Source organism: Mycobacterium sp. NGS41 (genome assembly GCF_059812725.1).
This window is the reverse complement of sequence record NZ_JCALDF010000005.1, coordinates 122393-134705: the sequence shown is the minus strand read 5'-3', so window position 1 is coordinate 134705 and position 12313 is coordinate 122393. Positions and strand designations below refer to the sequence as shown.

The window sequence follows — 12313 nt, the reverse complement described above, 5'->3', positions numbered from 1 at the left end:
GAAGTCCATAACGGCCACGATATGACACACGTAATTAGGTGGCGCGACCAGACGCAGAATCGCATGCGGGAGCGCGGATTTGTGCGATTCCGCGTCTGCTCGCCGTAGTTTCGGATGGTGACCGAGAGCCGCCCGCCATTCCCGCCGTTCACCCTCGAAACCGCCACCCAGAAGGTCCAGGCCGCGGAGGACGCCTGGAACACCCGCGACCCCGAACGCGTCAGCGCGGCCTATACGACTGGCTCGCAATGGCGAAACCGCGACGAACACCTCGTCGGCAGAAACGAAATAGTGGCCTTCCTGACCCGCAAGTGGCAGCGCGAACTCGACTATTCGCTGCGCAAGAGCCTGTGGAGCTATCACGACAACCGGATCGCCGTTCGGTTCCAGTACGAGTGCCATGACCACACTGGTCAGTGGTTCCGCAGCTACGGCAACGAACTTTGGGAATTCACGCCGACCGGGTTAATGTCACGCCGAGAAGCCAGCATCAACGACGTGCTGATCGCCGAATCCGAGCGACGATACTTCGGGCCCCGTCCGGCAGCCGAGCACGGCCGGGAGATTCCGCTCTGGTAGCCGGTAGGGTGGCTGAGCGATCAGGTCGGGTTGACTAACGAAAGAAGATGTACGCGCCATGACAGATGCGCAGACTGTGCTCGTCAAAGTCGGGGTGGTCGCCGAATCCGGGCCCGACGAGCGGCGCGTTGCGCTGGTGCCCAAGGCGGTCGCGTCGCTGGTGAACAGTGGTGTGACAGTCGTGGTCGAGTCCGGCGCCGGTGAACGCGCCCTGCTGCCCGACGAGCTCTACACCGAGGCCGGCGCCGAGATCGGTGACGCGTGGGCCGCCGACGTCGTCGTCAAGGTAGCGCCGCCCACCGCCGACGAGGTCGGCAGGTTGCGCAGCGGTCAGACGCTGATCGGATTCCTGGCGCCGCGCGACGCCGAAAACTCGATCGGTGCGTTGCAGAAGGCCGGCGTCCAAGCCTTCGCACTCGAGGCCATCCCGCGGATCTCGCGGGCGCAGGTGATGGACGCCTTGTCGTCGCAGGCCAACGTCTCCGGATACAAGGCCGTGCTGCTCGCGGCCTCGGAGTCGACCCGGTTCTTCCCCATGCTGACCACCGCGGCGGGAACGGTGAAGCCGGCCACCGTGCTGGTGCTCGGGGTCGGCGTCGCCGGGTTGCAGGCGCTGGCGACGGCCAAACGGCTGGGTGCCCGCACCACCGGATACGACGTGCGTCCCGAGGTGGCCGACCAGGTGCGCTCGGTTGGCGCGCAGTGGTTGTCGCTCGGCGACAAAGACGTGGCTGCGGCCGGCGAGGGCGGCTACGCCCGGGAGCTGACCGACGAGGAACGGGCGCAGCAGCAGAAAGCGCTGGAAGAAGCGATCAGCGGGTTCGACGTGGTGATCACCACCGCGCTGGTCCCCGGTCGCCCGGCGCCGCGGCTGGTGACGGCCGGGGCGGTGCAGGCCATGAAGCCCGGCAGTGTGGTGGTGGACCTGGCCGGGGAGACCGGCGGCAACTGCGAGCTCACCGAACCCGGCCAGACGGTGGTCAAGCACGACGTCACCATCGCCGCACCGCTCAACCTGCCAGCGACCATGCCCGAGCACGCCAGCGAGCTCTACAGCAAGAACATCACCGCACTGCTGGACCTGCTGATCACCGACGGCAAGCTGGCCCCCGACTTTGACGACGAAGTCATCGCCGAGTCGTGTGTGACGCGCCAGACCAGCGGAGCCGGCGACGATGCAGAGCGCAGCGATGAGGAGGAGCGGCGCCAGTGAACCGAGAGGACTCCTAAATGCACGGCATGTATGACGAGCTGCTATCCAACCTGGCGATCCTGGTGCTGTCCGGGTTCGTCGGTTTCGCGGTGATCTCCAAGGTGCCCAATACGCTGCACACCCCGCTGATGTCGGGGACCAACGCCATCCACGGCATCGTCGTGCTCGGCGCGCTGGTGGTGTTCGGCGAGGTTGAGCACCCGTCGCTGGCCGTGCAGATCATCCTGTTCGTCGCGGTGGTGTTCGGAACCCTGAACGTCATCGGCGGCTTCATCGTCACCGACCGGATGCTCGGCATGTTCAAGGGCAAAAAGAAAGCCTCGGCCGCTAAGGCCGAGAAAGCGGAAGCGCCGGCGGCCAAATGAACTACTTGGTGATCGGCCTCTACGTCATCTCGTTCGCCCTGTTCATCTACGGCTTGATGGGCCTGACCGGGCCCAAGACCGCGGTGCGGGGCAACCTGATCGCCGCAGTCGGCATGGCGCTGGCCGTGACGGCGACTCTGATCAAGATCCGGCACACCGACCAGTGGGTGCTGATCGTCGTCGGCCTGGTGGTGGGAATCGTGCTCGGCGTGCCACCGGCGCGGTGGACCAAGATGACCGCCATGCCGCAGCTGGTGGCATTCTTCAACGGCGTCGGCGGCGGCACCGTGGCGCTCATTTCGCTTGCCGAGTTCATCGAGACCAAAGGTTTCTCCGAGTTCCAGCACCACGAAGAGCCGACCGTGCACATCGTGGTGGCCTCGCTGTTCGCCGCCATCATCGGGTCGATCTCGTTCTGGGGGTCGATCATCGCGTTCGGCAAGCTGCAGGAAATCATCTCCGGCCGCCCGATCGGCCTGGGCAAACTACAGCAACCAGTCAACCTGTTGCTGCTGGCCGCGGCGATCGCGGCCGCGGTGGTAGTCGGCATCCGTGCCCATCCGTACACCGGCGGAGCGTCATTGTGGTGGATGATCGGCCTGCTGGCCGCCGCGGGTGTGCTGGGTCTGATGGTGGTGCTGCCGATCGGCGGCGCCGACATGCCGGTGGTGATCTCGCTGCTCAACGCCATGACCGGGTTGTCGGCCGCGGCGGCGGGCCTGGCGTTGAACAACACCGCGATGATCGTGGCGGGCATGATCGTCGGTGCGTCCGGTTCGATCCTGACCAACCTGATGGCCAAGGCGATGAACCGCTCCATCCCGGCGATCGTCGCGGGCGGTTTCGGCGGTGGCGGCGTGGCCCCCAGCGCCGACGGTGATGGTCAAGGCGGCGGTAAGCATGTCAGGTCCACCTCGGCAGCCGACGCCGCGATTCAGATGGCCTACGCCAACCAGGTGATCGTGGTGCCCGGCTACGGCCTGGCAGTCGCGCAGGCCCAGCACGCAGTGAAAGACCTGGCCAGCATGCTGGAAGACAAGGGCGTGCCGGTCAAATACGCCATCCACCCCGTCGCCGGCCGGATGCCCGGGCACATGAACGTGCTGCTGGCCGAGGCCGAAGTGGACTACGACGCGATGAAGGACATGGACGACATCAACGACGAGTTCGCCCGCACCGACGTCACCATCGTCATCGGCGCCAACGACGTCACCAACCCGGCGGCCCGCAACGAAGCGTCCAGCCCCATCTACGGCATGCCGATCCTCAACGTGGACAAGTCGAAGTCGGTCATCGTGCTCAAGCGGTCGATGAACTCGGGGTTCGCCGGCATCGACAACCCGCTGTTCTACGCCGACGGAACCACGATGCTGTTCGGCGATGCCAAGAAATCGGTGACTGAGGTGGCCGAGGAACTCAAAGCCCTATAAACCTGACCGACGTCCGTCTCGGGCGTCGGTCAGGGTGCTCGCAGATCGTTAGACGGGCGGGTACGCAGGTGGCGGGTATCCGTTCCCGTCTTCAACCCCCCGCAATCCCCAGGTGAGGTACCTGAAGAAGTATTCGATCTCGTCGCTCACGTCGTAGTCCGGATTCGGATCCATCAGCCCACCTTCCCGCACGCAATCGGATCGCGACCAAGTTCGTGAGTGAAGTCTAGTCCCATGCGTGTCTGTGCGACAGCCACCGGGGCCTTGCTTAGACTGTCCAACCAGTTGATTGGTAACTTTTGTTAGCCGGACCTGCACCGCCGCCCCCGGCGGCAGTGCGATACAGACGACAGAGAGTTAGCGATGCCATCCGAGAACGGGCTGACGCGCCGCGAAGAGCTGCTGGCCGTTGCCACCAAGCTGTTCGCCGCCCGTGGCTACCACGGCACCCGGATGGATGACGTGGCCGATGTGATCGGGCTGAACAAAGCGACCGTCTACCACTACTACGCCAGCAAGTCGCTGATCCTGTTCGACATCTACCGCCAGGCCGCTGAGGGCACACTTGCCGCCGTGCACGACGATCCGTCCTGGACGGCCCGCGAAGCGCTCTACCAGTACACCGTCCGGCTGCTCACCGGCATCGCGGGCGATCCCGAGCGGGCCGCCGTCTACTTCCAGGAGCAGCCCTACATCACCGAGTGGTTCACCACCGATCAGGTCGCCGAGGTCCGGGAAAAGGAAGCTCAGGTCTACCAACACGTGCACGGCCTCATCGACCGCGGGATCGCCAGCGGCGAGTTCTATCCGTGCGACTCGCATGTGGTGGCGCTGGGCTACATCGGGATGACGCTGGGCAGCTACCGGTGGCTGCGGCCGAGCGGACGGCGCACGGCCAAGGAGATCGCCGCCGAATTCAGTACCGCGCTCTTGCGCGGGCTGATTCGCGACGAGTCGATCCGCAACAGTTCTCCGCTCGGGCCGTAGCCGCGTTTGCCCGACTCCGCCCGGCTAGGCCTTCACCGGCTTCAGATGCCTGTCGAGGAACGCGAGCTGGTCAGCGACGACGCGTTCGAACGCATCGTCGACGTAGATCGCGAAGTGCCCTTCGGGATACGTCTTGACCTCGCCGCGCGGTGCCTTGGCCGCGTAGCGCAGGGTGGGGCCGGGCGGTGCCACCGAGTCGGTTTCGCACACGCAGAACAGGATTGGGCAGTCGATTTTCGCGGTACTACGACCCGGGCGGTAGAACAGGATCTTCATCCCGATTCGCGCGGCGACCTCGTTGGACAGTTCCACACCGTCGGGCACCAGCCTCAAGTAGCCGCTGTACGCGTCGGGCGCCGTCATCAATGCGACCTCGCCGGGCTGGCCCGCCGTCGGGATCATGACCGGAGCTTTGCCCAGCCGGGCCCCGACGAGGTCGCGCACCGCCGCCGCCGTGATGCGTGCCGCCGTCAGCGGATTGACCGCGCGTATGGACGCGATGCCGTCGGTGAACGGACACTGGGCGACGGCGGCGGCAATGCCGGGCAGCCGGGCCGCCGACGCAATCACGTGTCCGCCCCCAAACGATGTGCCCCACAAGCCGATTCGGGTCTGGTCGATACCGGCCAGGGTGCGGGCGTAGGCGACGGCCGCGGCCCAGTCCGCCAGTTGCATGCCGATGTCGAGCAGCTGGCGCGGCTGGCCGGCGCTGTCGCCGAAGTGCCGGTAGTCGAACACCAGGCACGCGTAACCGGCCGCACTGAACCGTTCGGCGTAGGCGTCCAGCCGCATGGTGCGCACCGCGCCCAGGCCGTGGGCCATCACCAGCAGCGGCGGCTTCCCGTCGGCGCCGCTGGGTGAACCTCGGTAAAGCCACGCGTCGATCCGGTCGCCGCCGGACGTGAACTGAACATCCTCGCGCTGTGTCATAAGAATTCCAATTGTGCCCGCTGGCCCGTGACCCGCGGTAATAATCGAGGCCGGTAAAGGCGTCTCAAAAAATATGGACTAGTGTCTAGAAAGTTTTCAGCGCTCACGGACGGAGGACTCCTCATGACGATCCGCGTCGCCCATGTCGGCACCGGAAATGTCGGTCGGTTGGCGCTGACCCAACTCATCACCAACCCGCAGTTCGAGCTGACAGGGTTGGCTGTGTCTACGCCGGAGAAGGTGGGCCGCGACGCCGGCGCGCTGGCCGGACTCGATGTGGACACCGGTGTCAATGCCGTCGCCGACCTCGACGCCGTGCTGGCCACCAAGCCCGACTGTGTCGTCTACTGCGCCATGGGTGACACCCGACTGCCCGACGCGATGGCCGACGTCATGCGCATCCTGGCCGCGGGCTGCAATGTTGTCGGGTCGTCTCCGGGGCTTCTGCAATACCCGTGGGGGGTCATACCCGACAAATACATTGCCCGAGTGGAAGATGCTGCGCGGCAGGGTGATTCGAGCATCTTCATCAGCGGTGTGGACCCGGGGTTCATCAACGATCTGCTGCCGTTCGCACTGGCCGGGACCTGCCAGCGCATCGAGCAGGTGCGCTGCATGGAGATCCACGACTACGCGAGCTACGACGGCGCAGAGGTCATGCACTACATGGGGTTTGCCCGGCCATTGGACGAGGTGCCGATGCTGCTTCAGCCGGGTGTGCTCAGCATCGCCTGGGGTACGGCGATCCGGCAGTTGGCTGCCGGCCTCGGTATCGAAATTGACCAGATCACCGACTCATGCCAGCGCGAGCCGGCACCCGAAGACTTCGACATCGCGGTGGGACACGTAGCCAAGGGAACGCAGGCCGTGTTGCAGTTCGAGATCCGCGGCATGGTCGACGGCCACCCGGCCATCATTGTCGAGCACATCACCCGGCTGCGGCCCGACCTGCGGCCCGACTGGCCCCAACCCGCTTCCGGCGGCGGCTCGTATCGCATCGAGATCACCGGCGAGCCGTCTTACGCCGTGGACATCGTGCCGAGCAGCCGCAGGGGCGACCACAACCACGCCGCGATCGTGGGCGCCGCGGGGCGCATCGTCAACGCCATCCCGGCGGTGATCGCCGCGCCGTCGGGCATCAGGACGACCCTCGATCTGCCACTGGTCACCGGCAAAAGTCTCTACACGACAAACGATTTGGTGACCAGCTAAACCGAAAGGAACTTCATGGGACGGGTAGACGGCAAAGTCGCACTTATCAGTGGTGGTGCGCGAGGGATGGGTGCCTCGCACGCGCGACTGCTGGTGGCCGAAGGCGCCAAGGTGGTGATCGGCGACATCCTCGACGACGAGGGCAAGGCGCTGGTCGACGAGATCGGGGACGCCGCACGATATGTGCACCTCGACGTGACTGAACTCGAGCAGTGGGAAGCCGCGGCCGCGACGGCAACCGGCGAATTCGGCAAGCTCGACGTGCTGGTCAACAACGCCGGTATCGTCGCCCTCGGGCAGCTGCGTAAGTTCGATATGGGCAAGTGGCAGAAGGTCATTGACGTCAACCTGACCGGGACGTTCCTCGGCATGCGGGTCGCCGTCGACCCGATGACGGCGGCCGGCGGCGGTTCGATCATCAACGTCTCGTCGATCGAGGGACTGCGCGGTGCTCCGGCCGTGCACCCGTACGTGGCGTCCAAGTGGGCGGTGCGTGGCCTGACCAAGTCGGCGGCTTTGGAGTTGGCGCCGTTGAACATTCGGGTCAATTCGCTTCATCCCGGCTTCATCCGTACCCCGATGACTGCCAACCTGCCCGACGACATGGTCACCATCCCGCTCGGCCGTCCGGCCGAGTCGCGCGAAGTGTCGACGTTCGTCGTGTTTTTGGCCAGCGACGACTCGTCCTACGCGACCGGCAGCGAGTTCATCATGGATGGCGGCCTGGTGACCGACGTGCCGCACAAACAGTTTTAGTGGCGGTATGACCGCAAGCTTGCTGCGCAGCCTGGCGGGTGCGGTCGGAGCCAATCATGTCATCACCGATTCCGACGTGCTGGCCGGCCGTAGCGTCGACCACACCGGACGCTATCGGGGCCGGGCCGGGGCCCTGGTGCGGCCGGGTTCGGCCGACCAGGTCGCAGAGGTGCTGCGGGCGTGCCGCGACGCGGGTGTATACGTCACCGTCCAGGGCGGCCGGACGTCGCTGGTGGCCGGCACCGTCCCCGAACACGACGACGTACTGCTGTCCACCGAACGGCTTTGCGCGGTAAGCGATGTCGATATCGTCGAGCGCCGCGTCGAAGCCGGTGCCGGAGCCACACTGGCGGCGGTGCAGCACGCGGCGAGCGCGGCCGGTCTGTTGTTCGGCGTGGACCTGGGGGCACGCGACACCGCGACAGTCGGCGGCATGGCCTCGACCAACGCGGGCGGCCTGCGCACGGTCCGCTACGGCAACATGGGCGAGCAGATCGTCGGCTTGGACGTGGCCTTGCCCGACGGTTCGGTGCTGCGCCGCCACAGCCGGGTGCGCCGCGACAACACCGGCTACGACCTGCCGGCGCTGTTTGTCGGGGCCGAAGGCACCCTGGGCGTCATCACCGCGTTGGATCTGCGGCTGCACCCCACCCCGTCGCATCGGGTGACGGCTGTGTGCGGGTTCGCCGACCTCGAAGGGCTTGTCGAGGCCGGCCGCGCGTTTCGGGATGTGGACGGGATCGCCGCGTTGGAGTTGGTCGACGCTCGCGCGACCGCGTTGACCGGCGAACGTCTTGGGGTCTATGCGCCGGTGGTGGGCGACTGGATGCTGTTGGTGGAGTTGGCCGCCGATCACGACCAGACCGAGCGACTTGCCGCCCTGCTCGACAGGGTGCAGCTGTGCGGCGAGCCCGCGGTCGGTGTGGATGTCGCTGCGCAGCAACGGTTGTGGCGTGTACGGGAGTCCGTGCCCGAGGTACTGGGTGTCTACGGACCACCATTGAAATTCGACGTCTCGTTGCCGTTGTCGGCGATCGGCGGATTCGTAACGGATGCAGGCGCATTGGTCCAATCTCGAGTGCCTGCGGCGCTGCCGCTGGTGTTCGGTCACATCGGTGAGGGCAACCTGCACTTCAACGTGTTGCGTTGCGCGGTCGATGCCGAACCAGAACTGTATGCGGCGATGATGGACCTGATCGCGGAGTATGGCGGCAACGTCAGCTCCGAACACGGCGTCGGCAGCCGCAAGCGGCCTTACCTGTCGATGTCGCGAGAGGCCGCCGACATCGCCGCGATGCGGACGGTCAAGTCGGCATTGGACCCCAGCGGTTATCTGAATGCGGCCGTGCTTTTCGACTAGGCCGGACCGAAACGGCTGACATCGGCGTCGAGTGTGAAAAGGCGGCTTTAATTGTGTACTCAGGGCGGCCAAATCGTCCAGATCCCGCCCTACGTACACGCCCAAAGCCGTAGGCTCACACCGAAAGCCGTGGGTTCACACCGAAAGCCGTGGGCTCCACGTCACATCCGCCACACCAGTCTCTCGAACTAACCCGGGTTTTTGATGCCGACGGCGTGGCGCAACTGCGCCAAAAACTGGTCGCCGTCGTCGCTTCTGACTATGTAGTGCGAGATCGCGATCCGGATCACCGTCGCGGCTTTCACCGCGGCGTTGGGTCCGGGCAGTAGCCGTTGCAGACCCTCGCGCATCTCCGGGATCACCCGCGAGACTTGTCCGATGACGTGTTCGGGTTCCACGTCGACCATCCGCACGCCGGAGTACGAGTACTGCCATTCGACGATGAATCGTAGTGCGGCATCCAGTCTTTCGACACCCTTGAGTCCTGAGGTTGCCTTGGCCAGCCCGCTTTCGAAGCTGTGCCGCTCGTAGCGGGAAAAGGCGGACAGCAACTCCTCTTTGGAGGCGAACCAGCGGTAGAGCGTGGGACGGGAAACTCCGGCCTGGGTCGCGACTTCGGAAAGACTCAGCTTCGTCGTCCCACTGCGTCCGAGTACCTCCGCGGTGGCCGCGAGAATCCGTTGCCGAGTCGAGGGGTCGGTCCCGCCGAAGTCTGTCGCCTGGGCCGCCTGGCTCATATTTGAGACCCTAACCGCGTCCGGGGCGAAGTGATCATTTGCCCTTCTCCGAGCGATCCGGTCGCCTGCGCACCAGTACCGACTCCTGAATCGCGCCGACCGCGCCCTGCTCGTCGAACAGCGTGCCGACCGTGGCCCCGATGCCGTCCGGCCCGTAGCTGGTTTCCGCGCGAATACCGATCCAATCGCCCTCGGGTATCCGGAACACGTGCACGGCCACATCGGTGTTGAGGAACGTCCACTTGGTGATGTCCAGTTTGCTGCCAATGCCGTTGGCGCAGTCGGCCACCGCGAACAGTCGCTCCAACTGGGTCATGGCCTCGCCCTTGACCAGGTCGACCGTGGGTTTGATCCAGGATTCACCCGGGCCTGGTGTCATCGGTTCGGTCAGCCAGAGCCACTCCAGGCTGTGCACATAGTTGCGGTCCCACTTTTGCGGCGCGAGGTTGCGTGGGTGGGCCTCGGCCACCGGACAGGGCGGCAATGTCGCCGCATGAGCCACGGCCTGGGTGTCCTGCTGCTGCAACCGCCAACCACTGGCCCGGGCGACGGCCCTGGGCTGGCCGTCGGGGCCGGCGGCCAACATCTCGGCGGTGACCAGCTCGATCTGCTTGCCGCCGCGTTCCAGCTTGGGACGGACCCACAGGTCGCCCTCGGCCGGCACCGGCCCGAGCAGATCTATGACGACCCGGCTGAGCCTCGTGTCGTCGCGCCGTTCGCAACGCTCCAGCGCGCGCACCAGCAGCGCCGACACGGGCGCGCCGTGCTGTATCGACGCCGACCAGGTGCCCCGGGCCAGGTCTGTGGCCCGGAACTTCTCGCCCAGCGCGTCGGCCTGGCCGGTCGGGTCGATCAGCTCGTAGTACGAGTCGGACATGCATTCACCTTTGCTAAAGCTGGTTGTTAGGGCAGGCCGGCACCGGGCGTGGCAACCGTGACGGCGTCGAGCCGGGAGAGCCGGGTGCCAACCAGACGTTGGGGATAGGCGTCCGTGCTCGACAGCAGAAACAGCGTGCGGCGCTCGGGGCCGCCGAGCGTGCAAGCGACGGCGACCCGGTCACCCATGTCGATACGGTCCGTCACGGCGCCGCCCTCGACGATCCGCTCGAACTGATGTGCCAGCGTCATCGACGTCCATACTGCGCCCTCGGCGTCGAGCGCTATGCCGTCGGGCGGGCCGTCGAGCCCGTCGGCGAAGACCCTGCGGTTGCCGAGCGTGCCGTCGTCACCGAGGGTGAACGCCGTCAGGCGCCGGGCAATCGACTCGGCGACGATCAACGTCGAACGATCCGCAGTGATGACCATGCCGTTGGGAAAGTCCAGGTCCTCCGCCACCACGGTGGCACTGTCGTCGAGGTCGAGCCTTACGATCACACCGCCCTTAAAGGCCTGCGAACCGATGTAGGCGCGACCTGCGTCGTCGACGACCATGTCGCCCAGGTTGGCCGGCACCAGGGCGCTGAGGTCGGCGACGGTGACCACCGTTTCGCCGTCGTAGCGCAACACCTGCCGGTCTTCGGTCGAGACGATCAACAGCGAGCCGTCGGGCCGGAACCCCAGGCCCGACGGCGAGTGTCCGGGCAGCGGCAGCGTGGTCAACGAGCCGCGCATGTCCGAGGTGTGTACGGCTTCGCCCAGCATGTCGGAGAACCACAGCAGTCCTTCGAACCAGCGTGGCCCTTCGCCGAAGCAAAAGCCCTGGGCCAGCGCCGTGGGCGTCATCGTGCCGTTACAAATCACTGCAGAAGTGTCATGCACCGACGGTATCGGTGTCAACGCGGGGTCCGCCGCGCACGAGCTTTACAAGCAAGGCGCAAAGTGTCACGCTGAGCCGTGAGTTCGGGAGCGAGAGGTGAGCGTGTGACGACAGAATCTGATCAAGCCCAGTGGTCCGTCGACAGCCTGCTCGATCTGTTCGACGTCCAGGCCAGCGGGTCAGACCAGTTCACCGGCGACACCGGTATCACCGGCCAGGACGGTCGGCAGGTGGTGGAAGGCACCCAGGTGGTCGCGCAGGCGATTGTCGCTGCGGCAAAACGATTCCCGGACAAGTCGGTGCGATCGGCGCACGCGGTGTTCTCCCGTGCCGTCACGGTTGGCCCGCCGGTCGAACTCGTCCTCGACGTGGTTGCCGAGGGCCGGTCCACCGCGACCGCGATCGTCGCCGCGCAGCAGAACGGCCGCCGCTGCATGAGCGTGACGGTGCTGGCCGATGTCCCGACGGACGACGTCATCCGCCACCACCTGCCGCGGCCCGACGTGGCCGGGCCTGCCGATGCCCACCACTCCGAGATGCCCATGGAGGGGCGGGAGCTGCGGGTCGTCGACGTCGTCGACGTCAACAGCCCCGACGAGGTCGGACCGCCGGAACTGTATGCGTGGCTGCACTACGACCCGATCCCAGCGCGTGACGATCTGGCCAAGGCGCTCGTCGCCTACTTCACCGGCCACCTGGGCATTTCCGCCACCATGCGGGCGCACCCCGGCATCGGGACCAGCCAGGCGCACCTGACCGTGTCCACCGCGCCGATGACCATCTCGGTCGCGTTCCACGAGCCGGTGCGCTGGGACGGCTGGCTGCTGTACTCCCACGAGAGCACGCAGGTCGGAGCGGGGATGTCCTACGTCCGCGGTGCGGTGCACACCGAGGAGGGCGAACTCTTGGCGTCCTTCGCCCAGGAATCGCTGATTCGTCCGCTGCGCACCACCGACAGCGCGATCGACTCGCGAGCACGTTTCTAGCG

At 66.1% G+C, this 12313-nt stretch carries 14 protein-coding genes; 9 read left to right on the top strand and 5 right to left on the bottom strand.

The annotated features are described in order from the left end of the window. The first annotated feature begins 117 nt into the window (after positions 1–117). From AC5Y21_RS07355 to AC5Y21_RS07340, 4 genes are read left to right on the top strand one after another with little or no spacing between them, the layout of a single operon-like run. Positions 118–579, top strand: coding sequence for a nuclear transport factor 2 family protein (locus AC5Y21_RS07355; RefSeq protein WP_499910812.1), 462 nt, complete (start codon positions 118–120; stop codon positions 577–579). A 58-nt stretch (positions 580–637) separates the two neighbouring features. Further along, entirely contained in the window at positions 638–1792 is a 1155-nt protein-coding gene (locus AC5Y21_RS07350; RefSeq protein ID WP_499910809.1) for a Re/Si-specific NAD(P)(+) transhydrogenase subunit alpha, read from the top strand. A gap of 26 nt (positions 1793–1818) precedes the next feature. Beyond that, complete coding sequence (locus AC5Y21_RS07345) at positions 1819–2157, top strand: NAD(P) transhydrogenase subunit alpha part 2 (RefSeq protein WP_499910954.1); 339 nt, start codon at positions 1819–1821, stop codon at positions 2155–2157. Continuing rightward, positions 2154–3587 (top strand): NAD(P)(+) transhydrogenase (Re/Si-specific) subunit beta, encoded by a 1434-nt coding sequence (locus AC5Y21_RS07340; RefSeq protein WP_499910808.1) that lies wholly within the window; start codon positions 2154–2156, stop codon positions 3585–3587. Before AC5Y21_RS07345 ends, AC5Y21_RS07340 begins: the two co-directional genes overlap by 4 nt. Positions 3588–3635: 48 nt before the next feature. Here AC5Y21_RS07340 and AC5Y21_RS07335 read toward each other — a convergent pair whose 3' ends face one another. Further along, positions 3636–3764 (bottom strand): hypothetical protein, encoded by a 129-nt coding sequence (locus AC5Y21_RS07335; RefSeq protein ID WP_499910952.1) that lies wholly within the window; start codon positions 3762–3764, stop codon positions 3636–3638. Positions 3765–3950: 186 nt separating this feature from the next. Here AC5Y21_RS07335 and AC5Y21_RS07330 point away from each other — a divergent pair, with 186 nt between their 5' ends. Further along, positions 3951–4574, top strand: coding sequence for a TetR/AcrR family transcriptional regulator (locus AC5Y21_RS07330; protein WP_499910806.1), 624 nt, complete (start codon positions 3951–3953; stop codon positions 4572–4574). Positions 4575–4598: 24 nt separating this feature from the next. On the opposite strand, the gene AC5Y21_RS07325 is transcribed toward AC5Y21_RS07330, so the two are convergent. Next, the gene (locus AC5Y21_RS07325) at positions 4599–5504 is read right to left on the bottom strand and encodes an alpha/beta hydrolase (RefSeq protein WP_499910805.1); all 906 of its coding nucleotides are present in this window, start codon (positions 5502–5504) and stop codon (positions 4599–4601) included. 123 nt (positions 5505–5627) lie between these two features. Between AC5Y21_RS07325 and AC5Y21_RS07320 the strand changes: the two genes are divergently transcribed. Genes AC5Y21_RS07320 through AC5Y21_RS07310 form a run of 3 tightly spaced genes read left to right on the top strand, consistent with a single transcriptional unit; the run spans position 5628 to position 8832 of the window. Beyond that, positions 5628–6716 carry an NAD(P)H-dependent amine dehydrogenase family protein gene (locus AC5Y21_RS07320; protein WP_499910804.1) on the top strand — a complete coding sequence of 363 codons (1089 nt, stop codon included), beginning with the start codon at positions 5628–5630 and terminating at the stop codon, positions 6714–6716. Between the two features lie 15 nt (positions 6717–6731). Continuing rightward, on the top strand, positions 6732–7472 hold the full coding sequence (locus AC5Y21_RS07315; protein ID WP_499910802.1) for a glucose 1-dehydrogenase: 741 nt from the start codon (positions 6732–6734) through the stop codon (positions 7470–7472). 19 nt (positions 7473–7491) lie between these two features. Continuing rightward, positions 7492–8832 carry an FAD-binding oxidoreductase gene (locus AC5Y21_RS07310; RefSeq protein WP_499910951.1) on the top strand — a complete coding sequence of 447 codons (1341 nt, stop codon included), beginning with the start codon at positions 7492–7494 and terminating at the stop codon, positions 8830–8832. 188 nt (positions 8833–9020) lie between these two features. Here the strand turns inward: AC5Y21_RS07310 and AC5Y21_RS07305 are convergent, their stop codons facing one another. Genes AC5Y21_RS07305 through AC5Y21_RS07295 form a run of 3 tightly spaced genes read right to left on the bottom strand, consistent with a single transcriptional unit; the run spans position 9021 to position 11291 of the window. Next, entirely contained in the window at positions 9021–9569 is a 549-nt protein-coding gene (locus AC5Y21_RS07305; RefSeq protein ID WP_499910801.1) for a TetR/AcrR family transcriptional regulator, read from the bottom strand. A 34-nt stretch (positions 9570–9603) separates the two neighbouring features. Further along, the gene (locus tag AC5Y21_RS07300; protein ID WP_499910800.1) at positions 9604–10446 is read right to left on the bottom strand and encodes a thioesterase family protein; all 843 of its coding nucleotides are present in this window, start codon (positions 10444–10446) and stop codon (positions 9604–9606) included. A gap of 26 nt (positions 10447–10472) precedes the next feature. After that, positions 10473–11291, bottom strand: a complete 819-nt coding sequence (locus AC5Y21_RS07295) for an SMP-30/gluconolactonase/LRE family protein (protein WP_499910798.1) — start codon at positions 11289–11291, stop codon at positions 10473–10475. A gap of 138 nt (positions 11292–11429) precedes the next feature. Between AC5Y21_RS07295 and AC5Y21_RS07290 the strand changes: the two genes are divergently transcribed. Continuing rightward, positions 11430–12311, top strand: coding sequence for an acyl-CoA thioesterase (locus AC5Y21_RS07290; RefSeq protein ID WP_499910797.1), 882 nt, complete (start codon positions 11430–11432; stop codon positions 12309–12311). Positions 12312–12313 lie beyond the last annotated feature (2 nt).

Bases quoted from the DNA above. Each gene is read 5' to 3' on its own strand.
- AC5Y21_RS07350 (WP_499910809.1), top strand. From the start codon at position 638: ATGACAGATGCGCAGACTGTGCTCGTCAAAGTCGGGGTGGTCGCCGAA.
- AC5Y21_RS07345 (WP_499910954.1), top strand. From the start codon at position 1,819: ATGTATGACGAGCTGCTATCCAACCTGGCGATCCTGGTGCTGTCCGGG.
- AC5Y21_RS07340 (WP_499910808.1), top strand. From the start codon at position 2,154: ATGAACTACTTGGTGATCGGCCTCTACGTCATCTCGTTCGCCCTGTTC.
- AC5Y21_RS07330 (WP_499910806.1), top strand. From the start codon at position 3,951: ATGCCATCCGAGAACGGGCTGACGCGCCGCGAAGAGCTGCTGGCCGTT.
- AC5Y21_RS07325 (WP_499910805.1), bottom strand. From the start codon at position 5,504: ATGACACAGCGCGAGGATGTTCAGTTCACGTCCGGCGGCGACCGGATC.
- AC5Y21_RS07320 (WP_499910804.1), top strand. From the start codon at position 5,628: ATGACGATCCGCGTCGCCCATGTCGGCACCGGAAATGTCGGTCGGTTG.
- AC5Y21_RS07315 (WP_499910802.1), top strand. From the start codon at position 6,732: ATGGGACGGGTAGACGGCAAAGTCGCACTTATCAGTGGTGGTGCGCGA.
- AC5Y21_RS07305 (WP_499910801.1), bottom strand. From the start codon at position 9,569: ATGAGCCAGGCGGCCCAGGCGACAGACTTCGGCGGGACCGACCCCTCG.
- AC5Y21_RS07300 (WP_499910800.1), bottom strand. From the start codon at position 10,446: ATGTCCGACTCGTACTACGAGCTGATCGACCCGACCGGCCAGGCCGAC.
- AC5Y21_RS07295 (WP_499910798.1), bottom strand. From the start codon at position 11,291: ATGACGCCCACGGCGCTGGCCCAGGGCTTTTGCTTCGGCGAAGGGCCA.